Source organism: Salmonella sp. SAL00672 (genome assembly GCF_046552175.1).
GTDB classification, from domain to species: Bacteria; Pseudomonadota; Gammaproteobacteria; order Enterobacterales; family Enterobacteriaceae; genus Salmonella; species Salmonella enterica.
In genome coordinates, this window is record NZ_JBGDUQ010000002.1 from 332,653 (window position 1) to 354,505 (window position 21,853).

Below are 21,853 nucleotides of genomic sequence, written 5' to 3' on the forward strand. Positions count from 1 at the left end.
ACCTCTTAAAGAGTCGTCAATTAACGGGAAGAAATATGCAGTTCGTCATAACCGGAAATGGCGCACGGTTTACGGCTGAACGTCAGCGCTGGCAGCTCGCCGATAACCAGTTCCAGCGTGGTACGCACGGTACACCCTGGCATCATATGGCCGCCGAGCATGGCCCCGTAGGGATCCGATACCGCGAGATGCAGATGCTCGCCGGTCAATTCAAGCGTGCCGTTTAGCGAGATAACTTCAAACGTGCCGGTGAGCGATGTGGTCGCTTCTTGCCCGGCATAACGCAGCGCAACGTCGGTCAGACTGCCGGTACACCCTGCAATCCAGGCGGCATGTAATTGGTTCTGTTGCACAAAGGCGTGTAATTGGGAAAACACTTCCTGGCCGGGAAGCAGACGAAGCGCGTAAAAGCGCGCTGTAGAGGCATTGTGGTGAGATACAGTCATCGTTACAGGACTCCGAGACTCGGACGTGGCGCTGATAATATAGACGCTGGCGACAGCGCTTTCTGATATAAATCAGTATTTGTGACGCGACGATGAAAAGATCTGACGGATGTACTGGTGATTCTTAAATATGGAATAAATTGCAGCGTAAGCGGCCATGAAATGTGATGCAGGTCAGATAACTGTCTTCTTCGACTGGACAAACATTCCTTTTATTCCCCGTTTCGCTTATTCTAGCTGAAGCGTTTCAGTTAATTAAATGTTCGACAATTAACCAATCAGTCGCAGTTTGCGACAGGTGAGGTTTTACTCGACGATGAGCTGCATTACTCTGTCAGCCTCATCTGAATCGGGATAGCCTTGCAGGAGACCTATGACCGTACGCATAGCGATTAATGGCTTTGGTCGCATCGGGCGTAACGTGGTTCGTGCTTTGTATGAATCCGGACGTCGGGCGGAAATTACCGTGGTGGCCATCAACGAGCTGGCGGATGCCGCAGGCATGGCGCATTTGTTGAAATACGATACCAGCCACGGGCGTTTTGCATGGGAGGTTCGCCACGAGCGCGAGCAGCTTTTTGTCGGCGACGATGTCATTCGTATTCTGCATGAACGAACGCTGGCGGATCTGCCGTGGCGCGAACTGGGCGTGGATGTCGTGTTGGATTGTACGGGCGTATATGGCAACCGGGAGCATGGCGAGGCGCATATTGCCGCTGGCGCGAAGAAAGTGCTCTTTTCTCATCCGGGCAGCAACGATCTTGACGCCACCGTCGTTTTTGGCGTGAACCAGAATCAACTGCGTGCGGAACATCGTATTGTCTCAAACGCATCCTGTACCACGAATTGCATAATTCCCGTCATTAAATTGTTGGATGATGCTTACGGCATCGAGTCTGGTACCGTCACGACGATCCACTCCGCGATGAACGATCAGCAGGTGATCGACGCGTATCACTCCGATCTGCGGCGCACGCGCGCGGCCAGCCAGTCGATTATCCCGGTAGATACAAAACTGGCGGCAGGCATTACGCGTATATTCCCGCAGTTTAACGACCGTTTTGAGGCGATTGCGGTGCGCGTTCCAACCATTAATGTGACGGCGATCGATTTAAGCGTAACGGTGAAAAAACCAGTAAAAGCCAGTGAAGTCAACCAGTTGCTGCAAAAAGCAGCACAAGGTGCATTTCATGGTATAGTTGACTATACGGAATCACCGTTGGTCTCGATAGATTTTAACCACGACCCGCACAGCGCCATTGTTGATGGCACGCAAACCCGGGTCAGTGGCGCCCACCTGATCAAGACGCTGGTCTGGTGCGATAATGAATGGGGCTTTGCTAACAGGATGCTCGACACCACGTTAGCGATGGCCGCAGTTGGTTTCAGGCTCGACGCGTCAGCGTCGACAAAACTTTAAGCATCATTGAGAGGATTCACCATGTCTGTAATTAAGATGACCGATCTGGATCTGGCCGGGAAACGCGTTTTTATCCGTGCGGATCTGAACGTACCTGTTAAAGAAGGGAAAGTGACCAGCGACGCGCGTATCCGCGCTTCTCTGCCGACCATCGAACTGGCTCTGAAACAGGGCGCGAAAGTGATGGTAACTTCCCACCTGGGTCGTCCTACCGAAGGCGAGTACAACGAAGAATTCTCTCTGCTGCCGGTTGTTAACTACCTGAAAGACAAACTGTCTAACCCGGTTCGCCTGGTCAAAGATTACCTGGACGGCGTTGACGTGGCCGAAGGTGAGCTGGTGGTTCTGGAAAACGTTCGCTTTAACAAAGGCGAAAAGAAAGACGACGAAGCGCTGTCTAAAAAATATGCCGCCCTGTGTGACGTATTCGTGATGGACGCCTTTGGTACCGCGCACCGCGCGCAGGCTTCTACCCACGGTATCGGCAAATTTGCTGATGTCGCGTGCGCAGGCCCGCTGCTGGCCGCTGAACTGGATGCTCTGGGTAAAGCGCTGAAAGAACCGGCTCGTCCGATGGTGGCTATCGTTGGTGGTTCTAAAGTATCTACCAAACTGACCGTTCTGGATTCCCTGTCTAAAATCGCTGACCAGCTGATTGTCGGCGGCGGTATCGCCAACACCTTCGTTGCCGCTCAGGGCCACAGTGTCGGTAAATCCCTGTACGAAGCTGACCTGGTTGACGAAGCAAAACGTCTGCTGACCACTTGCGATATCCCGGTTCCGACCGATGTTCGCGTTGCCACCGAGTTCTCCGAAACCGCACCGGCGACTCTGAAATCCGTTAACGACGTGAAAGAAGACGAGCAGATCCTGGATATCGGCGATGCTTCCGCTCAGCAGCTGGCTGAAATCCTCAAGAATGCCAAAACCATTCTGTGGAACGGCCCGGTTGGCGTGTTTGAGTTCCCGAACTTCCGTAAAGGGACTGAAATCGTGGCGAATGCCATCGCTGATAGCGAAGCGTTTTCCATCGCTGGCGGCGGCGACACCCTGGCGGCAATCGACCTGTTCGGCATTGCTGACAAAATTTCCTACATTTCTACTGGCGGCGGCGCATTCCTCGAATTCGTGGAAGGTAAAGTTCTGCCAGCCGTAGCGATGCTCGAAGAGCGCGCTAAGAAGTAATCGTTACGGGCAGGGATTCCTGCCCGTTGATTTATCGCCGATCTGACATTCAGGGCGGCCCGTGTTTTTTCCCAAAGCCCGACGATACAGGACAACGAAACATGTCTAAAATTTTTGATTTCGTAAAACCAGGCGTGATCACTGGTGATGACGTACAGAAAGTGTTCCAGGTAGCAAAAGAAAACAATTTTGCTCTGCCGGCAGTTAACTGCGTGGGCACTGATTCCATCAACGCTGTTCTGGAAACCGCTGCAAAAGTTAAAGCACCGGTCATCGTTCAGTTCTCCAACGGCGGCGCGTCCTTCATCGCGGGTAAAGGCGTGAAAACTGACGTACCTCAGGGCGCGGCAATCCTGGGCGCTATCTCTGGCGCGCATCACGTTCACCAGATGGCTGAACACTACGGCGTGCCGGTTATCCTGCACACTGACCACTGCGCGAAGAAACTGCTGCCGTGGATCGACGGTCTGCTGGACGCGGGTGAAAAACACTTCGCGGCTACCGGTAAACCGCTGTTCTCTTCTCACATGATTGACCTGTCTGAAGAGTCTCTGCACGAAAACATCGAAATCTGCTCCAAATACCTGGCGCGCATGTCCAAAATTGGCATGACTCTGGAAATCGAACTGGGTTGCACCGGTGGTGAAGAAGACGGCGTGGACAACAGCCACATGGACGCTTCTGCTCTGTACACCCAGCCGGAAGACGTTGATTACGCGTACACTGAACTGAGCAAAATCAGCCCGCGTTTCACCATTGCCGCTTCCTTCGGTAACGTACACGGCGTTTACAAGCCGGGTAACGTGGTTCTGACCCCGACCATTCTGCGTGATTCTCAGGACTATGTTTCTAAGAAACATAACCTGCCGCACAACAGCCTGAACTTCGTTTTCCACGGTGGTTCCGGTTCTACTGCTCAGGAAATCAAAGACTCCGTAAGCTACGGCGTAGTGAAAATGAACATCGATACCGATACCCAATGGGCAACCTGGGAAGGTGTTCTGAACTACTACAAAGAAAACGAAGCGTATCTGCAAGGTCAGCTGGGCAACCCGAAAGGCGAAGATCAGCCGAACAAGAAATACTATGACCCGCGCGTATGGCTGCGTGCTGGCCAGACTTCGATGATCGCTCGTCTGGAAAAAGCATTTAAAGAACTGAACGCGATTGACGTTCTGTAATATAGTCTGCTGATTGAAATGGCTTCCCTCGGGAAGCCATTTTTTTATCGTTATTTCCGGAGAGCGGCGTTAGTTAGCGCTTTCATCCGGCCAACTCACAGTGTACCTGCCTTTTTTGGTTTTGGGATGATGCCGAAAAATGGCATATTCCTCTGTTTTTGTTTACCTTTAAAAAGTTCTTTTCGTGAGAATGATCTCATTTGCTTGTTTTGCTATGACCAAGGAATATTGAATGGAAGATTTGAATGTTGTCGACAGCATAAATGGTGCGGGCACCTGGCTGGTACGCAACCAGGCGTTATTGCTCAGCTATGCTGTGAATATTGTTGCGGCTATCGCTATTATCATCATCGGCTTGATTGTAGCGCGCGTGATCTCCAATACGGTAAATCGTCTGATGCGTGCGCGTCATATTGATGCGACAGTAGCCGACTTTCTTTCTGCGCTGGTGCGCTATGGGGTTATCGCTTTTACGCTGATTGCGGCTCTGGGTCGCGTGGGGGTTCAAACCGCCTCGGTTATTGCCGTACTGGGCGCCGCTGGTTTAGCCGTTGGCCTGGCATTACAGGGATCGCTTTCTAACCTTGCGGCTGGGGTATTGCTGGTTATGTTCCGTCCGTTCCGCGCCGGTGAGTATGTCGATTTGGGCGGCGTTGCCGGTACGGTACTGAACGTGCAAATCTTTTCCACGACAATGCGCGCGGTAGACGGCAAAATTATTGTGATTCCGAATGGCAAAATTATCGCGGGAAATATCATCAACTATTCTCGTGAGCCGGTTCGCCGTAACGAATTCATTATTGGTGTGGCCTACGATTCGGATATCGATCAGGTGAAACAACTGCTAACGACGATTATCGAGTCCGACGATCGTATTTTAAAAGATCGCGAAATGACGGTGCGTTTGAATGAGCTGGGCGCCTCATCGATTAATTTTGTGGTGCGTGTCTGGAGTAAAAGCAGCGACCTGCAAAATGTCTACTGGGACGTGCTGGAACGTATTAAACGTGAATTCGACGCCGCTGGTATTAGCTTCCCGTACCCGCAGATGGACGTCAATTTTAAACGCGTGAAAGATAACGCCGCGGAGTAATTTTCCTCCCGTGCTGCCTGCCGGTGCTGCGCTTATCCGCCTCCAGTATTCTCTGGCTATTGAGCGGATAAGCGTAGCCGCCATCCGTTATTCAGTCTCTTTATTAGCTTTTCTTATTAGTGATTAAAATTATCAATTTCCGCTAATAATATTCCCGCGCTATAGTCTGCCTTTAAGAAAAACAGCTCAGGGTAGTTAACGTGATATCTTATTATTTTCAAGGGGTTGCCCTTGGCGCCGCCATGATCCTTCCGCTTGGCCCGCAAAATGCGTTTGTGATGAATCAGGGAATTCGTCGCCAGTACCACCTCATGATAGCGCTGCTTTGCGCGTTAAGTGATTTAGTCCTGATTAGCGCCGGTATTTTTGGCGGTAGCGCGTTGCTGATGCAGTCGCCGTGGCTGCTGGCGCTGGTCACATGGGGCGGGGTTGCGTTCTTGTTATGGTACGGTTTTGGCGCGCTGAAAACGGCAATGAGCAGTAATCTGGAGCTGGCCAGCGCCGAGGTTATGAAGCAGGGGCGCTGGAAAATTATTGCTACGATGCTGGCGGTAACGTGGCTGAACACGCACGTTTATCTGGATACGTTTGTCGTGTTGGGCAGTCTCGGCGGACAACTGGCTATGGAGCCAAAGCGCTGGTTCGCCCTCGGCACGATTAGCGCGTCGTTCTTATGGTTTTTTGGGTTAGCGCTACTGGCGGCCTGGCTTGCGCCTCGACTGCGTACGGCGAAAGCTCAACGCATTATCAACATTCTGGTTGGGGTGGTGATGTGGCTTATCGCCTTCCAACTGGCGCGGGAAGGCGTCGCGCATATGCACGCGCTTTTCAACTAAGCGTTGTCTGATGGACAACAGGCCGATATCCGCTAAGCTTGCCTGCATGCGCCCTGTATATCAGGGCAATGACTGCAATATGGAGGAGAGACTGTGAAGTTCAAAGTGATGGCCCTGGCGGCATTAGTGGGTTTAAGTGCAATGTCGGCGCAGGCAAGCGAACTGCCGGAAGGCCCGCACATCGTGACTTCCGGTACGGCAAGCGTCGATGCTGTGCCTGATATCGCCACCTTAGCGATTGAAGTGAACGTCGCGGCGAAGGATGCGGCGACGGCGAAGAAGCAGGCCGATGAGCGCGTGGCGCAATATCTTTCCTTCCTTGAGCAAAATCAGATTGCGAAAAAAGACATTAGCGCGGCGAATCTGCGCACGCAGCCGGATTATGATTACCAAAACGGTAAAAGCATTCTGAAAGGGTATCGCGCGGTGCGAACCGTTGAGGTGACACTGCGTCAGTTAGATAAACTTAATTCTCTGCTGGACGGCGCGCTGAAGGCGGGTCTGAACGAGATTCGTTCGGTATCGCTGGGCGTGGCGCAACCGGACGCCTATAAAGACAAGGCCCGCAAAGCCGCCATTGATGACGCGATTCATCAGGCGCAAGCGCTGGCAGCCGGTTTTAACAGCAAATTGGGGCCGGTTTACAGCGTTCGTTACCATGTCTCTAATTATCAGCCGAGTCCGGTGGTGCGAATGATGAAAGCCGCAGATGCTGCGCCGGTATCTGCGCAGGAAACTTACGAGCAGCCGACCATTCAGTTCGACGATCAGGTCGATGTGGTATTCCAGCTTGAACCTGGAACAGGGCAGACGTCGACAACGGCCGCCAGCACGCAGTAATCTCACCCGGCCTGGGCGCTTCCAGGCCGCGTTTTCTCCCGGTGTTCTCGTTTTTTGCTCCGTATTACGCATTGAAATGAAGATTTGCTAATACGGTGAGCGTTTTGAATCGCCTTGTCGCCAGCAAAAAATAGCCAATGGCGCGTCGTTTTTTGCCGCCTGAACGCAATGATTTTGTGATGAACTTCAAAGAAGTGACGAGGGAATAATGGGTCATGCAGGCCGGATAAGACGTTCACGCCGCCATCCGGCATTCATAGAGAGGCTAATCCTGACGCAGCACCTTGTGCCCGTACTCCAGCAGCGCGTCGGTCACTTTGCGCATCATCCGGCTTTCCGGGGCAAAGCGGTGCCAGTAAAGCATCCGGCGCTGTAGCAAACCAGGCGTTAAGTTGATCAACTCGCCGCTTTCCAGCTCTTTCTCAATCTGCAGGTGAGGGATCATGCAGCAGGTCGTGCCCTGACGCGCAAGCTGTACAAATGCTTCGGATGAATTAACGATATGGCACGGCACGCTGCCGGGCGGTAGATCGAAATTCTGTTGCAAAAAGGCCTGATGCATATCATCCAGATGGTCGAACGCGACGGCGGGCGCTTTCAGCAGCGACGACCGGGTAACGCCATTGGGGAAATAGCGCTCGGCAAACGGCCTTGACGCGACAAACAGATAGTCGAGCGCGCCCAGTTTGTCTACCAGGCAACTGGGCAGCGCCTGATGCTGAATACTCACCGCGCCCACCACCTCGCCGCGCCGCAGACGTTCTTGCGTGCGCGTTTCATCTTCCACCTGTAAATTGAGACGGATAGGGGAGTCCGCCAGCACCGGCGCCAGCGCCGGAAGCAGCCAGGTCGCCAGACTATCGGCGTTAACCGCCAGCGACAGCAGCAGCGGTGTAGAGCCGGTTTGTTCATCGCCCAGCCACTCTTCTTCCAGCAGTTCAACCTGACGCAGCAGAGCCAGTAATTTTTGCCCTTGCTCCGTGGGGCGAGGAGGAACGGTACGCACCAACAAAGGTTGTCCGAACATATTCTCAAGCTGTTTTATGCGCTGTGAGACGGCGGATTGCGTGATGCACAGCTTCTGGGCGGCGCGCTCGAATCCTCGTTCACGTATAACGGCATCCAGCGCCTGTAGTGTTCTGTAGTCCGGACGTTTCATTGTTGTGTCATGCTCCTGTTATTTTTTTCCGCACTATGACATAAATTTGCCGTCGGTACAGATGAAATCCGTAGCCTGTGTACGGACACGGAGATTTTTCCCGACAATGTTCTATAATGCGGCTGTATTTTCACACCACAGGCGAAACGATCTATGACGCAGGATGAACTGAAAAAAGCGGTAGGATGGGCGGCACTTCAGTATGTACAGCCCGGCACCATTGTGGGCGTTGGTACAGGCTCAACGGCCGCACACTTTATTGATGCGCTGGGCACAATGAAAGGCCAGATTGAAGGCGCGGTCTCCAGCTCGGACGCCTCGACTGAAAAACTCAAAGGCCTCGGTATTCATGTGTTTGATCTCAACGAAGTGGATAGCCTGGGTATCTATGTCGATGGCGCGGACGAAATCAACGGTCATATGCAGATGATCAAAGGCGGCGGCGCGGCATTAACCCGTGAGAAAATTATTGCTTCCGTGGCGGAGAAATTTATCTGTATTGCGGATGCCTCTAAACAGGTGGATATTCTTGGCAAATTCCCGTTGCCGGTCGAAGTGATTCCGATGGCGCGCAGCGCGGTCGCTCGTCAACTGGTGAAGCTGGGCGGGCGTCCGGAGTACCGTCAGAACGTGGTCACGGATAACGGCAACGTGATTCTGGATGTTTATGGTATGGAAATCCTTGATCCCATCGCGCTGGAAAACGCCATTAACGCGATTCCGGGCGTCGTGACCGTAGGGTTGTTCGCCAACCGTGGCGCCGATGTCGCACTGATCGGCACGCCGGACGGGGTGAAAACCATCGTAAAATGATCCCGCCAGGCGTATTTCCTGCCGCGTAAAAAATTCGGTCAGGGCAAATTTGGTGACATGTATCACGTTTAATCGTTTGCCCTGCCGATCCCTCCAAAGAAAAAGTTATTCCCGGTATTTTCATCTGCTATTTCCCGCTGTATGCGATTCCTTCACGACGCTGGCGCAAACGTTCATATTGCCGTGATAATTTTTTTTGATATGTTGAAGGACGGATGCAAATCCACACACAACATCAGATGGCAAAAAAAGACAGGATCGGGGAAATGGCAAAGGTATCGCTGGAGAAAGATAAAATTAAATTTCTGCTGGTTGAAGGGGTGCATCAAAAGGCGCTGGAAAGCCTTCGTGCGGCAGGTTACACCAACATTGAATATCACAAGGGTGCGCTGGACGCTGAACAGTTGAAAGCGTCCATCCGCGATGCCCACTTCATCGGTCTGCGATCCCGTACTCATCTGACAGAAGAAGTGATTAACGCCGCAGAGAAGCTGGTGGCGATTGGCTGTTTTTGCATCGGCACCAACCAGGTGGATTTAAATGCGGCGGCAAAACGCGGTATTCCGGTCTTTAACGCGCCATTCTCGAATACCCGTTCCGTGGCGGAGCTGGTGATTGGCGAGCTATTGCTGCTGCTGCGCGGCGTGCCGGAAGCGAACGCCAAAGCGCACCGCGGCGTATGGAATAAACTGGCGGCGGGATCGTTCGAAGCGCGCGGTAAAAAGCTTGGCATTATCGGTTACGGCCATATCGGAACGCAGTTGGGCATTCTGGCGGAATCGCTGGGGATGCATGTCTATTTCTATGATATTGAAAATAAACTGCCGCTTGGTAACGCGACTCAGGTGCAGCACCTGTCTGAACTGCTGAATATGAGCGATGTGGTCAGTCTGCACGTACCTGAAAACGCCTCCACCAAAAACATGATGGGCGCAAAAGAGATTGCCCTGATGAAGCCGGGTTCGCTGCTGATTAACGCCGCGCGCGGTACGGTAGTGGATATCCCGGCTTTGTGCGACGCGCTGGCGACGAAACATCTGGCGGGGGCGGCTATCGACGTCTTCCCGACGGAACCGGCCACTAATAGCGATCCGTTTACCTCTCCGCTGTGCGAATTCGATAACGTGATCCTGACGCCGCATATCGGCGGCTCGACGCAGGAGGCGCAAGAAAACATCGGTCTGGAAGTCGCAGGAAAACTGATTAAGTACTCGGATAACGGCTCGACGCTGTCCGCCGTGAACTTCCCGGAAGTGTCGCTGCCGCTGCACGGCGGTCGTCGCCTGATGCACATCCACGAAAACCGCCCGGGCGTATTGACCGCGCTTAACCAGATCTTTGCCGAGCAGGGCGTTAACATTGCCGCACAGTATCTGCAAACCTCCGCCCGAATGGGGTATGTGGTAATTGATATAGAAGCCGATGGCGATGTGGCGGAGAAAGCGCTGCTGGCGATGAAGGCGATTCCGGGCACCATTCGCGCCCGTCTGCTGTACTAATTTCCGCTAAATGGGCAGGAGATGACCTGCCCATCCTTTCTCTGGTTTCCCTGCCTCAACATCTCTTCGTGTAACGCATACATTCTGTTTTCGAGCCTTGCCGCAATTGGTAATTAAAGGCAGCGTTGCGTGTTGTACAGCAATAAAAGGAATTTACGATAAGGGCTCAGCATAGCGCTGAAACGGGAAAGCCCCTACCGAGGCAGGGGCTCTAAAAAGGAAAGGGACGATGATGAGATACGTCATCATGCTGCTGATCCTGTTAATCATCGCTTGCCCAGCATATTAACAGTGAGTACGCAGGAGGGAGGTTCGCCTCCCTCACCCTTCACCGAGAAATTTAGGTCAAAAAAGCGACGCTGTCAATCGGCAAAACACGGCTACCACTCCCAAATTTTGGATGGCGTTACCACCGCAGGCAGCGGGATATCCCACTCTTTAACCGGCAACTTTTCCACTAACTGGCAATCATGCGCGTAGCCCACAGGTAGGATCTTATGCTGCTGCCAGTTTTGCAACGTACGGTCATAAAATCCGCCGCCCATCCCCAGGCGCTGCCCGTCTTCGTCAAACGCGACTAACGGCGTTACCAGCACATCCAGCTTTGCCAGCGGCAATACGTCGCGGACATCAAGCCGTGGCTCCTGAATCTTTAAGCGGTTGGTCACCAGCACACTCTGCGGATAATAGTGCAGGAACAGGAGGTTGCCAGGGCTGAAGGGATGAAGAACCGGAAGGTAGACGCGCTTGCCCGCTCGCCATAGCTGTTCAATCAGCGGCTGGGTGTCGAGTTCGCCATCAAAGGAGAGAAACACGGCGACAGTGTGCGCCATCACGACGGGAGGAAAGCTGAGCATTCGGGCGGCGGCCTGTTGACCAAAACGGCGTTGCTGCTCTGGCGTTAGCGCACGGCGACGTTGCCGAATCATCCGGCGGATTTCTTGTCGTGATAAAGAGAGTTCGGGAAGTTGCGTCATGGCTGTCGCCAGTCAGAAGGGGAATCTCCGAGATGCCGCCGCAGGCTGTAACCCTTGAACCCTTGGTTCAAGGTGAATGTGTCGTCACAGTTTTAAGGCTTCTCGGACGAACCGAGCATGCTCACCAACCGCGGAGCGCCACATTCTTGTGGTATGAAATATCGGCTCAGGGGACTGGCCCGCTTGCAAACATCTCAGAGAAATTCTGTTTTCACAATCACTTTACCATAGTAAAGCGAAAAGTGTTATTCAAAGTTTTGGCCCGTTTTTTCGGTTATGCGACCTTGATCAAGCAACGCCTGTTCGATGGTCTGTTGTAGCATCCGAATACGTTGTTCCATGCTCGCCGCGTAATCGCGGGTCTTCGCTTTTTCCTGAGTTAACTCATAGCTGATATTCAATGCGGCAATGAAAACCAACTGCTCAGTATTTGTGACTCTAGTGCGAACTTTCAGATCTTGCAACCGCTGATTCAGATCGTCCGCAGCCTGATTCAACGCATCCCTTTGGTCAGGCGGGCAATTCACTCGCAGTGAACGGCCAAATATTTGGATATCGACGGGTTGTGCAGACATGCCACCTTCCTGCTGATTGACTGCGCTGCCTTCGTCTCCAGACCCAGGGTCCGCGAAGGGGCGACACTATAGCTACCCTGGTGTGAAGATACAAGCCCTTTTCTGGTTCACCAGGGTCCAAAGTGGTAGCATATCATGAATATCCTCCCTTTGATGACGAATGCTTATGTCTATACAGAACGAAATGCCTGGTTACAACGAAATGAACCGGTTTTTGAATCAACAAGGGGCCGGTCTGACCCCGGCTGAAATGCATGGTTTAATCAGCGGGATGATTTGCGGCGGCAACAACGACAGCTCATGGCAGCCGCTGCTGCACGACCTGACGAACGAAGGTCTGGCCTTCGGGCATGAGCTTGCTCAGGCGCTGCGCAAAATGCACGCGGCGACCAGCGACGCGCTGGAAGACGACGGCTTTCTTTTTCAGCTTTATCTGCCTGAAGGCGACGATGTCAGCGTATTCGATCGCGCAGATGCCTTAGCCGGGTGGGTTAACCACTTTTTGCTTGGCCTCGGCGTAACGCAGCCTAAACTTGATAAAGTCACCGGCGAAACGGGTGAAGCGATTGACGACCTGCGTAATATTGCGCAGCTTGGTTATGATGAGAGCGAAGATCAGGAAGAGCTGGAGATGTCGCTCGAAGAGATCATCGAATATGTCCGTGTTGCGGCGCTGTTATGTCATGACACTTTCACGCGCCAACAGCCGACCGCGCCGGAAGTGCGTAAACCGACGCTACACTAAGAAAAAACGAAATGGAGGCCATGTCATGACTCAGCAGGAATACCAACGCCGTCGCCAGGCATTACTGGCGCAAATGCAGCCCGGCAGCGCCGCGCTGATCTTTGCCGCGCCGGAGGCGACGCGCAGCGCAGACAGTGAATATCCGTATCGCCAGAGTAGCGACTTCTGGTATTTCACCGGTTTTAACGAACCGGAAGCCGTGCTGGTACTGATTAAGAGTGATGACACCCACAACCACAGCGTTTTGTTCAACCGCGTTCGCGACCTGACTGCGGAAATCTGGTTTGGTCGCCGTTTAGGACAGGATGCCGCACCGGAAAAACTGGGCGTTGACCGGGCGCTGGCGTTTAGCGAAATCAACCAGCAACTCTTTCAGTTGCTTAATGGTCTGGATGTGGTGTACCACGCGCAGGGCGAATATGCGTATGCCGACGAGATTGTTCTGGCTGCGCTGGAGAAGCTGCGTAAAGGCTCCCGCCAGAATCTGACCGCGCCGGCCACCATGACTGACTGGCGACCGATCGTCCATGAGATGCGCCTGTTCAAATCGCCGGAAGAGATTGCTGTCCTGCGCCGCGCCGGGGAAATTAGCGCGCTGGCGCATATCCGCGCGATGGAAAAATGCCGTCCGGGGATGTTTGAGTATCAGCTGGAAGGAGAAATTCACCACGAATTTAATCGCCACGGCGCGCGCTATCCCTCCTATAACACCATTGTCGGCAGCGGCGAAAATGGCTGTATCCTGCATTACACTGAAAACGAAAGTGAAATGCGCGACGGCGATTTAGTGCTTATCGACGCAGGTTGTGAATATAAAGGTTACGCGGGCGACATCACGCGTACTTTCCCGGTGAACGGGAAATTTACGCCAGCCCAGCGTGAAATTTATGACATCGTTCTGGAATCGCTGGAGACCAGCCTGCGACTGTTCCGTCCTGGTACCTCTATTCAGGAGGTGACCGGCGAAGTCGTGCGCATCATGATAACCGGGCTGGTGAAGCTGGGGATTTTGCAAGGAGAGGTTGATCAACTGATTGCCGAAAATGCGCATCGTCCTTTCTTTATGCATGGCTTGAGCCACTGGCTGGGGCTGGATGTTCATGATGTCGGCGTTTATGGGCCGGATCGCTCCCGTACCCTGGAGCCGGGCATGGTGCTGACCGTAGAGCCAGGCCTCTATATCGCGCCGGATGCCGACGTGCCGGAAGCGTATCGCGGCATTGGCGTTCGAATTGAAGATGACATTGTCATTACCGAAACCGGTAATGAAAACCTGACCGCTGGCGTTGTGAAGAAGGCGGATGACATTGAGGCATTAATGGCGGCGGCGCGGCAGCAATGAGCGTCATTATCGTTGGCGGCGGCATGGCAGGCGCGACGCTGGCGCTGGCCATCTCTCAGTTCTGTCATGGGACGTTGCCGGTACACCTGATTGAAGCGAAAGCGCCTGAAGCCGACGGTCATCCCGGCTTTGACGCCAGAGCGATTGCGCTGGCGGCGGGCACTTGTCAGCAACTGGCGCGAATTGGCGTCTGGCAGGCGATTTCCGATTGCGCAACGGCAATCAACACCGTACACGTCAGCGATCGCGGCCATGCCGGATTTGTGACTCTCGACGCGCAGGACTACAGTCTGGCAGCGTTGGGGCACGTTGCGGAGCTGCATGATATCGGGCTGCGTCTGTTTGCGCTCTTGCGTAAAGCGCCAGGCGTTACGCTGCACTGCCCGGAGCGCGTAGCCAGCGTGTCGCGTACCCAACAGCAGGTTAACGTCACTCTGGAAAACGGCAATGTGATAGCTGGCAGCGTGCTGGTGGCGGCTAACGGTACCCACTCCGCGCTCGCGTCAGCCTGCGGCGTTGACTGGCGTCAGGAGCCTTACGAACAGTTAGCGGTAATAGCGAATGTCGCGACCGCTATCCCGCATCAGGGACGCGCCTTTGAACGTTTTACCCCCAATGGCCCGCTGGCGATGTTGCCGATGTCGCATGGCCGATGTTCGCTGGTTTGGTGTCACCCGCTCGACCAGCGCGATGAGGTGCTGAGCTGGTCCGATGCGCAGTTTTGTCATGCGTTGCAGGCCGCGTTCGGCTGGCGGCTGGGGCGAATTACTCAGGCGGGTAAGCGCAGCGCGTATCCGCTTGCTCTGACTACGGCGGCGAAAGTGTTTACTCACCGGACTGTCGTGGTCGGCAATGCGGCGCAGACGTTGCATCCTATCGCCGGACAAGGGTTTAATCTCGGTCTGCGCGATGTCATGAGCCTGGCGGAAACGCTGGTCGCGGCACAGGACGCGGGCGAGGATATTGGCGCCTGGCACGTATTATCGCGCTATCAGCAGCGTCGTCAGGTTGACCGGGATACGACGATTGGCGTAACGAACGGTCTGGTCCATGTGTTTGCAAATCGTTGGGCGCCGCTGGTTATTGGGCGCAATATCGGTTTAATGGCGATGGAGTTATTACCGCCTGCGCGCGATGCGCTGGCACAGCGGACCTTAGGTTGGGTTGCGCGTTAAGCCGATCTGTAGGCCGGATAAGGCATTTATGCCGCCATCCGGCATCGTGTTCGTAAAAATACCGGATGGCAGCTTCGCCTTATCCGGCCTACGGTTTGATTGTTCCGGTTTCCAGGAGTAAATAGTGCAAAGTGTTGATGTAGCAATAGTTGGCGGAGGCATGGTGGGACTGGCTGTCGCCTGCGGCTTGCAGGGGAGCGGTTTGCGCGTTGCGGTACTGGATCACGTTGTCCCCCAGCCGTTGGCGAACGATGCGCCGCCTCAGCTTCGGGTGTCGGCGATTAATGCCGCCAGCGAAAAACTGCTTACCCGTCTTGGCGTATGGTCAAACATTGTGGCGCGACGGGCAAGTTGCTACCACGGTATGGAAGTCTGGGATAAAGACAGCTTTGGCCGTATTACGTTTGATGACGCAAGCATGGGATATAGCCATCTGGGGCATATTGTTGAAAACAGCGTCATTCACTACGCATTGTGGCAAAAAGCGCAGCAAGCGGCGGATATCACCTTAATGGCGCCAGCGGAGTTACAGCAGGTTGCCTGGGGGGAGAACGACGCCTTCCTGACTTTAAAAGACGGCGCGATGTTAACCGCGCGTCTGGTGATTGCCGCGGATGGCGCCAACTCCTGGCTGCGTAACAAAGCGGATATTCCCTTAACTTTCTGGGACTACCGTCACCATGCGCTGGTAGCGACTATCCGCACCGAAGAGCCGCACGGCGCGGTTGCTCGCCAGGTGTTTCATGGTGAAGGTATTCTGGCGTTTTTGCCGTTAAGCGATCCGCATCTGTGTTCCATTGTCTGGTCGCTTTCTCCGCAGGATGCGGAGCGTATGCAACAGAGCGGCGACGAGGCGTTTAACCAGGCGTTGACTATCGCCTTCGATAATCGGCTGGGCTTATGCCGCCTGGAAAGCGAACGGCAGGTTTTTCCGCTGACGGGCCGCTATGCTCGCCAGTTTGCCGCGCATCGTCTGGCGTTGGTCGGCGATGCCGCGCACACCATCCATCCGCTGGCAGGGCAAGGCGTCAACCTCGGCTTTATGGACGCGGCCGAACTGGTGGACGATCTGCGCCGGCTTCAGCGCCAGGGCAAAGACATTGGCCAACATCTTTATCTCCGTCGTTATGAGCGTAGCCGTAAACATAGCGCGGCGATGATGCTTGCCGGGATGCAAGGTTTTCGTGACCTGTTTGCCGGCGAAAACCCGGCAAAAAAATTGCTGCGCGACATCGGACTGAAACTGGCGGACACGCTCCCCGGCGTCAAACCCCAACTGCTTCGCCAGGCAATGGGGCTAAACGACCTTCCGCAATGGCTTCGTTAAGCGTCTGACTGCACGCCAGCAAGAGTTTGAAACCCGTCACACTTTGCTTTCCCGGCTATCGCGCCGGGGGGCTTTCCTCGTTTGAAATAATCTAATTTCACCGCTTATTTCGCATTATATTTTCTAATGCCACTATTTTTTGCGAACGAGATTTTCGACATTTTTTCCACATTTAATATTAATTTATGTTGTGATAAATCGTATCAGCTTCATTTTTATGGAGGTTATTTAGCGTAATAGTGGTTTTTTGTGCTGATGGGGTTTTGGCGTTTTTTAGTCATAAGCTAATGTGATGGTAAATTCAGCCTTATGGTTTAGCGCCTGGTTCGGTGGTAAGTTCAGGAGCAAGAGAACGTTTGCGTCGGCGCAGGAAAAAGGGCGTCGATGCCAGGTTTCGTGGCGAAGATTTCCCATGAAAATGGTTGTTAGCCCCCGCTAATTCAACGAGGAAAAGATGGCCCAACAGACGCCTTTGTACGAACAACACACGCTATGCGGCGCCCGCATGGTCGATTTTCATGGCTGGATGATGCCCCTGCATTACGGCTCTCAGCTTGATGAACACCACGCTGTGCGCACCGATGCCGGGATGTTTGATGTATCGCATATGACCATTGTCGATCTTCATGGCAGCCGTACACGAGAGTTTCTACGTTATCTGCTGGCAAACGACGTCGCGAAGCTAACGAAGACGGGTAAAGCCCTCTACTCCGGTATGCTTAACGCATCGGGCGGCGTGATTGATGACCTTATCGTCTACTACTTCACTGAAGATTTCTTCCGTCTCGTTGTTAACTCCGCCACCCGCGAAAAAGACCTCTCCTGGATTACCCAACACGCTGAACCTTATGCCATCGACATCATCGTTCGTGACGACCTGTCGCTGATTGCGGTACAGGGGCCGAATGCGCAGGAAAAAGCGGCGACTCTGTTTACTGACCAACAGCGCCATGCAGTAGAAGGTATGAAGCCGTTCTTCGGCGTTCAGGCGGGCGATTTGTTTATCGCCACCACCGGTTATACCGGCGAAGCGGGCTATGAAATCGCCATGCCGAATGAAAAAGCGGCGGATTTCTGGCGTGCGCTGGTGGAGGCGGGCGTGAAGCCGTGCGGTCTTGGCGCGCGCGACACGCTGCGTCTGGAAGCAGGCATGAACCTGTACGGTCAGGAGATGGATGAAGGTATCTCTCCGCTGGCGGCTAATATGGGATGGACTATCGCCTGGGAACCTGCTGACCGCGACTTTATTGGCCGTGAGGCGCTGGAGATGCAGCGTGAAAAAGGCCATGAGCAGCTTGTCGGTCTGGTGATGACCGAGAAAGGCGTATTGCGTAATGAACTGCCGGTGCGTTTTACCGATGCGCAGGGCAATCAGCAAGAAGGCATTATCACCAGCGGGACGTTTTCCCCAACGTTGGGCTACAGCATTGCGCTGGCGCGCGTTCCGGCGGGCATCGGCGAGACGGCGATTGTACAAATTCGTAACCGTGAAATGCCGGTAAAAGTGACTAAACCTGTTTTTGTGCGTAACGGCAAAGCCGTCGCGTGATTCATCCTTTTTTGGAGATTAATTGATGAGCAACGTACCCGCAGAACTGAAATACAGCAAAGAACACGAATGGCTGCGTAAAGAAGCGGATGGCACTTACACCGTTGGCATTACTGAACACGCTCAGGAGCTGTTGGGCGATATGGTTTTTGTTGATCTGCCGGAAGTCGGCGCGACCGTAAGCGCGGGCGACGACTGCGCCGTGGCGGAGTCCGTAAAAGCGGCGTCCGACATTTATGCGCCGGTAAGCGGCGAGATCGTGGCGGTAAACGATGCGCTGAGCGACTCCCCGGAGCTGGTGAACAGCGAACCGTATACCGGTGGCTGGATCTTTAAAATCAAAGCCAGCGATGAAAGCGAACTTGAATCGCTGCTGGATGCCACCGCGTATGAGGCATTGTTAGAAGACGAATAATGTTGTGCCGGATGGCGCTAATGCTTATCCGGCCTACTCACTGCAACGCGAATGATTTTGCGTATTCGTTTTCGCACGCGTAGGCCCGGTAAGCGTCAGCGCCACCGGGCAATTGAGTTAGAGACAATCACGATTCACTGCACGTTTCAGGAACCATCGCCCATGACACAGACGTTAAGCCAGCTTGAAAACCGCGGCGCTTTCATTGAACGCCACATCGGACCGGACGCCGCACAGCAACAAGAGATGCTGAATGCGGTTGGCGCCGAGTCGTTAAACGCGCTGACAGGTCAGATTGTGCCGAAAGACATTCAGCTCGCGACTCCGCCGCAGGTTGGAGAGGCGGCAACCGAATATGCCGCACTGGCGGAATTAAAAGCCATCGCCGGGCGTAACAAGCGCTTCACGTCGTACATTGGCATGGGCTACACCGCCGTGCAGCTACCGCCGGTTATCCTGCGCAACATGCTGGAAAATCCAGGCTGGTACACCGCCTACACTCCTTATCAGCCGGAAGTCTCTCAGGGGCGTCTGGAAGCGCTGCTCAACTTCCAACAGGTGACGCTGGACCTGACAGGGCTGGACATGGCTTCCGCCTCGCTGCTGGATGAAGCGACCGCCGCCGCTGAAGCGATGGCGATGGCAAAGCGCGTCAGCAAACTGAAAAATGCCAACCGGTTCTTTGTCGCCTCTGATGTCCATCCGCAAACTCTGGACGTCGTGCGTACTCGCGCCGAAACCTTTGGCTTTGACGTCATTGTGGATGACGCGGCGAAAGCACTGGATCACCAGGATGTGTTTGGCGTGCTGTTGCAGCAGGTTGGCTCCACGGGCGAAATTCACGATTACAGCGCGCTGATTAGCGAACTCAAAGCCCGTAAAGTGATTGTCAGCGTCGCCGCCGACTTTATGGCGCTGGTGCTGCTTACCGCGCCGGGTAAACAGGGCGCGGACATTGTTTTCGGCTCTGCGCAACGCTTCGGCGTACCGATGGGGTACGGTGGCCCGCATGCGGCGTTCTTTGCCGCCAAAGACGAATTTAAACGCTCCATGCCAGGCCGTATTATCGGCGTCTCAAAAGATGCGGCGGGCAATACCGCACTGCGCATGGCGATGCAGACTCGCGAGCAGCATATCCGCCGTGAGAAAGCGAACTCCAACATTTGTACCTCGCAGGTACTGCTGGCTAACATCGCCAGTCTGTATGCCGTTTATCATGGACCGGTTGGACTGAAACGCATTGCGAATCGTATCCACCGCCTGACCGATATTCTGGCGGCAGGTCTGCAACAGAAAGGCTTAAAGCTGCGTCATGCGCACTACTTTGACACGCTGTGTGTGGAAGTAGCTGATAAAGCTGCGGTACTGGCGCGTGCGGAAGCGGCAGAGATCAATCTGCGCAGCGATATTCATAACGCGGTGGGTATTACCCTTGATGAAACCACCACCCGTGAGAATGTGGCGCAGTTGTTCAATGTTTTGCTGGGCGACAGCCACGGTCTGAACATTGAAACACTGGATAAAGACGTGGCGCTTGATAGCCGTTCCATTCAGCAAAGTATGCTGCGTGACGATGCGATTCTGACGCATCCGGTATTTAACCGTTACCACAGCGAAACCGAGATGATGCGCTATATGCACTCGCTGGAGCGTAAAGATCTGGCGCTGAATCAGGCGATGATCCCGCTGGGTTCCTGCACAATGAAGCTGAACGCCGCCGCCGAGATGATCCCTATCACCTGGCCGGAATTCGCTGAACTGCATCCGTTCTGCCCGCCGGAACAGGCCGAAGGATATCATCAGATGATTAGCCAGCTTTCTGACTGGTTGGTGAAACTCACCGGGTACGACGCCGTCTGTATGCAGCCTAACTCCGGCGCACAGGGGGAATACGCGGGGCTGCTGGCGATTCGTCACTATCACGAAAGCCGCAACGAAGGGCATCGCGATATCTGCCTGATTCCGGCCTCTGCTCACGGCACTAACCCTGCTTCTGCACATATGGCAGGAATGCAGGTGGTGGTAGTCGCCTGTGATAAGAACGGCAACATCGACCTGGACGATCTGCGGGCCAAAGCAGAACAACATGCTGCGAACCTCTCTTGCATCATGGTGACCTATCCGTCCACCCACGGCGTGTATGAAGAAACGATCCGTGAAGTGTGTGAAGTTGTGCACCAGTTCGGCGGTCAGGTTTACCTTGACGGCGCGAACATGAACGCCCAGGTCGGCATTACCTCACCGGGTTTTATTGGCGCGGACGTTTCGCATCTTAACCTGCATAAAACTTTCTGCATTCCGCACGGCGGCGGCGGCCCAGGCATGGGACCGATCGGCGTGAAAGCGCATCTGGCACCGTTCGTACCGGGTCATAGCGTGGTGCAAATCGAAGGCATGTTAACCCGTCAGGGCGCGGTTTCTGCGGCGCCGTTCGGTAGTGCCTCTATCCTGCCAATCAGCTGGATGTACATCCGCATGATGGGCGCAGAAGGCCTGAAGCAGGCAAGTCAGGTCGCGATTCTTAACGCTAACTACATTGCCAGCCGTCTGAAAGACGCGTACCCGGTACTGTATACTGGTCGCGATGGCCGAGTGGCGCACGAATGTATTCTTGATATTCGCCCATTGAAAGAAGAAACCGGCATCAGCGAGCTGGATATTGCCAAGCGTCTGATCGACTACGGTTTCCACGCGCCAACCATGTCGTTCCCGGTGGCGGGCACGCTGATGGTAGAGCCGACGGAATCTGAAGGTAAGGCTGAGCTGGATCGCTTTATCGATGCGATGCTGGCTATTCGCGCAGAGATTGACCAGGTGAAAGCGGGTGTCTGGCCGCTGGAAGATAACCCGCTGGTGAACGCGCCGCACATTCAGAGCGAACTGGTCGCCGAGTGGGCGCATCCGTACAGCCGTGAAGTTGCCGTATTCCCGGCAGGCGTGGCAGACAAATACTGGCCGACGGTGAAACGTCTGGATGATGTTTATGGCGACCGCAACCTGTTCTGCTCCTGCGTACCGATTAGCGACTACCAGTAATTTACTGATTCGACTGTTTTCTAAAGGCGCTTCGGCGCCTTTTCAGCTTGTTAATAAAATGCGCTTTGTTTATGTCGGATGCAGTGTGAGTGCCTTATTCAGGCTACAAATTGTTACTAATTCAATATATTACAGTAAATCGTTGGCTCCTGTCAGGCAACCTGGCGTTTGTATCAGTGTATTAGCCAGAATTAAATTACCGGTTTTTTAGAGCCTAATGATTCATTGTGCATCATTTTT

General features: G+C 54.0%; 19 protein-coding genes and 1 other RNA gene. 15 read left to right on the forward strand and 5 right to left on the reverse strand.

Annotated features, from left to right (window positions below; genetic code table 11):
• Window positions 1–20: 20 nt before the first annotated feature.
• Window positions 21–446 (reverse strand): PPC domain-containing DNA-binding protein, encoded by a 426-nt coding sequence (locus ACLJTG_RS07405; RefSeq protein ID WP_079951101.1) that lies wholly within the window; start codon window positions 444–446, stop codon window positions 21–23.
• 373 nt (window positions 447–819) lie between these two features.
• Between ACLJTG_RS07405 and epd the strand changes: the two genes are divergently transcribed.
• The 6 genes from epd to ACLJTG_RS07435 all read left to right on the forward strand — a co-directional run bounded on the left by epd (window position 820) and on the right by ACLJTG_RS07435 (window position 7,001).
• A complete protein-coding gene (gene epd / locus ACLJTG_RS07410; RefSeq protein ID WP_000218338.1) occupies window positions 820–1,866 on the forward strand; it encodes an erythrose-4-phosphate dehydrogenase in 1,047 nt (348 codons plus the stop codon).
• Between the two features lie 21 nt (window positions 1,867–1,887).
• Window positions 1,888–3,051: a phosphoglycerate kinase gene (gene pgk, locus ACLJTG_RS07415; protein ID WP_000111274.1), complete on the forward strand. Its 1,164-nt coding sequence runs from the start codon at window positions 1,888–1,890 to the stop codon at window positions 3,049–3,051.
• Between the two features lie 101 nt (window positions 3,052–3,152).
• Window positions 3,153–4,232, forward strand: a complete 1,080-nt coding sequence (fbaA, locus tag ACLJTG_RS07420) for a class II fructose-bisphosphate aldolase (RefSeq protein ID WP_000034386.1) — start codon at window positions 3,153–3,155, stop codon at window positions 4,230–4,232.
• Between the two features lie 232 nt (window positions 4,233–4,464).
• Window positions 4,465–5,325, forward strand: a complete 861-nt coding sequence (locus ACLJTG_RS07425; protein ID WP_000389833.1) for a small-conductance mechanosensitive channel MscS — start codon at window positions 4,465–4,467, stop codon at window positions 5,323–5,325.
• A 200-nt stretch (window positions 5,326–5,525) separates the two neighbouring features.
• On the forward strand, window positions 5,526–6,161 hold the full coding sequence (gene argO, locus ACLJTG_RS07430; RefSeq protein WP_410958916.1) for an arginine exporter ArgO: 636 nt from the start codon (window positions 5,526–5,528) through the stop codon (window positions 6,159–6,161).
• A gap of 93 nt (window positions 6,162–6,254) precedes the next feature.
• Complete coding sequence (locus ACLJTG_RS07435) at window positions 6,255–7,001, forward strand: oxidative stress defense protein (protein ID WP_000669854.1); 747 nt, start codon at window positions 6,255–6,257, stop codon at window positions 6,999–7,001.
• A gap of 265 nt (window positions 7,002–7,266) precedes the next feature.
• Here ACLJTG_RS07435 and argP read toward each other — a convergent pair whose 3' ends face one another.
• Window positions 7,267–8,160 carry a DNA-binding transcriptional regulator ArgP gene (gene argP, locus ACLJTG_RS07440; protein WP_000828348.1) on the reverse strand — a complete coding sequence of 298 codons (894 nt, stop codon included), beginning with the start codon at window positions 8,158–8,160 and terminating at the stop codon, window positions 7,267–7,269.
• A 153-nt stretch (window positions 8,161–8,313) separates the two neighbouring features.
• On the opposite strand from argP, the gene rpiA reads away from it, so the two are divergent.
• Entirely contained in the window at window positions 8,314–8,973 is a 660-nt protein-coding gene (gene rpiA, locus ACLJTG_RS07445) for a ribose-5-phosphate isomerase RpiA (protein WP_000189741.1), read from the forward strand.
• A 266-nt stretch (window positions 8,974–9,239) separates the two neighbouring features.
• Window positions 9,240–10,472, forward strand: a complete 1,233-nt coding sequence (gene serA / locus ACLJTG_RS07450; protein WP_001151627.1) for a phosphoglycerate dehydrogenase — start codon at window positions 9,240–9,242, stop codon at window positions 10,470–10,472.
• Window positions 10,473–10,852: 380 nt separating this feature from the next.
• On the opposite strand, the gene ACLJTG_RS07455 is transcribed toward serA, so the two are convergent.
• From ACLJTG_RS07455 to zapA, 3 genes are all read right to left on the reverse strand, one after another.
• Window positions 10,853–11,449: a 5-formyltetrahydrofolate cyclo-ligase gene (locus ACLJTG_RS07455; protein ID WP_001520956.1), complete on the reverse strand. Its 597-nt coding sequence runs from the start codon at window positions 11,447–11,449 to the stop codon at window positions 10,853–10,855.
• Between the two features lie 20 nt (window positions 11,450–11,469).
• Window positions 11,470–11,653, reverse strand: a non-coding RNA gene (ssrS, locus tag ACLJTG_RS07460) — 6S RNA.
• A gap of 41 nt (window positions 11,654–11,694) precedes the next feature.
• Entirely contained in the window at window positions 11,695–12,024 is a 330-nt protein-coding gene (zapA, locus tag ACLJTG_RS07465; RefSeq protein WP_001276011.1) for a cell division protein ZapA, read from the reverse strand.
• Window positions 12,025–12,190: 166 nt separating this feature from the next.
• On the opposite strand from zapA, the gene ACLJTG_RS07470 reads away from it, so the two are divergent.
• The 7 genes from ACLJTG_RS07470 to gcvP all read left to right on the forward strand — a co-directional run bounded on the left by ACLJTG_RS07470 (window position 12,191) and on the right by gcvP (window position 21,613).
• Window positions 12,191–12,769 (forward strand): YecA family protein, encoded by a 579-nt coding sequence (locus ACLJTG_RS07470; protein ID WP_000027236.1) that lies wholly within the window; start codon window positions 12,191–12,193, stop codon window positions 12,767–12,769.
• Between the two features lie 25 nt (window positions 12,770–12,794).
• Window positions 12,795–14,111, forward strand: coding sequence for a Xaa-Pro aminopeptidase (gene pepP, locus ACLJTG_RS07475; RefSeq protein ID WP_000193682.1), 1,317 nt, complete (start codon window positions 12,795–12,797; stop codon window positions 14,109–14,111).
• Window positions 14,108–15,286 (forward strand): 2-octaprenyl-6-methoxyphenyl hydroxylase, encoded by a 1,179-nt coding sequence (gene ubiH / locus ACLJTG_RS07480; protein ID WP_198898179.1) that lies wholly within the window; start codon window positions 14,108–14,110, stop codon window positions 15,284–15,286. Before pepP ends, ubiH begins: the two co-directional genes overlap by 4 nt.
• Before the next feature lie 124 nt (window positions 15,287–15,410).
• Window positions 15,411–16,613 (forward strand): FAD-dependent 2-octaprenylphenol hydroxylase, encoded by a 1,203-nt coding sequence (ubiI, locus tag ACLJTG_RS07485; protein WP_001192144.1) that lies wholly within the window; start codon window positions 15,411–15,413, stop codon window positions 16,611–16,613.
• 454 nt (window positions 16,614–17,067) lie between these two features.
• Window positions 17,068–18,162: a glycine cleavage system aminomethyltransferase GcvT gene (gcvT, locus tag ACLJTG_RS07490; RefSeq protein ID WP_021000760.1), complete on the forward strand. Its 1,095-nt coding sequence runs from the start codon at window positions 17,068–17,070 to the stop codon at window positions 18,160–18,162.
• Between the two features lie 25 nt (window positions 18,163–18,187).
• On the forward strand, window positions 18,188–18,577 hold the full coding sequence (gcvH, locus tag ACLJTG_RS07495; protein WP_000073211.1) for a glycine cleavage system protein GcvH: 390 nt from the start codon (window positions 18,188–18,190) through the stop codon (window positions 18,575–18,577).
• A gap of 162 nt (window positions 18,578–18,739) precedes the next feature.
• The gene (gene gcvP / locus ACLJTG_RS07500; RefSeq protein ID WP_000194964.1) at window positions 18,740–21,613 is read left to right on the forward strand and encodes an aminomethyl-transferring glycine dehydrogenase; all 2,874 of its coding nucleotides are present in this window, start codon (window positions 18,740–18,742) and stop codon (window positions 21,611–21,613) included.
• The last annotated feature ends 240 nt before the right edge of the window (window positions 21,614–21,853 follow it).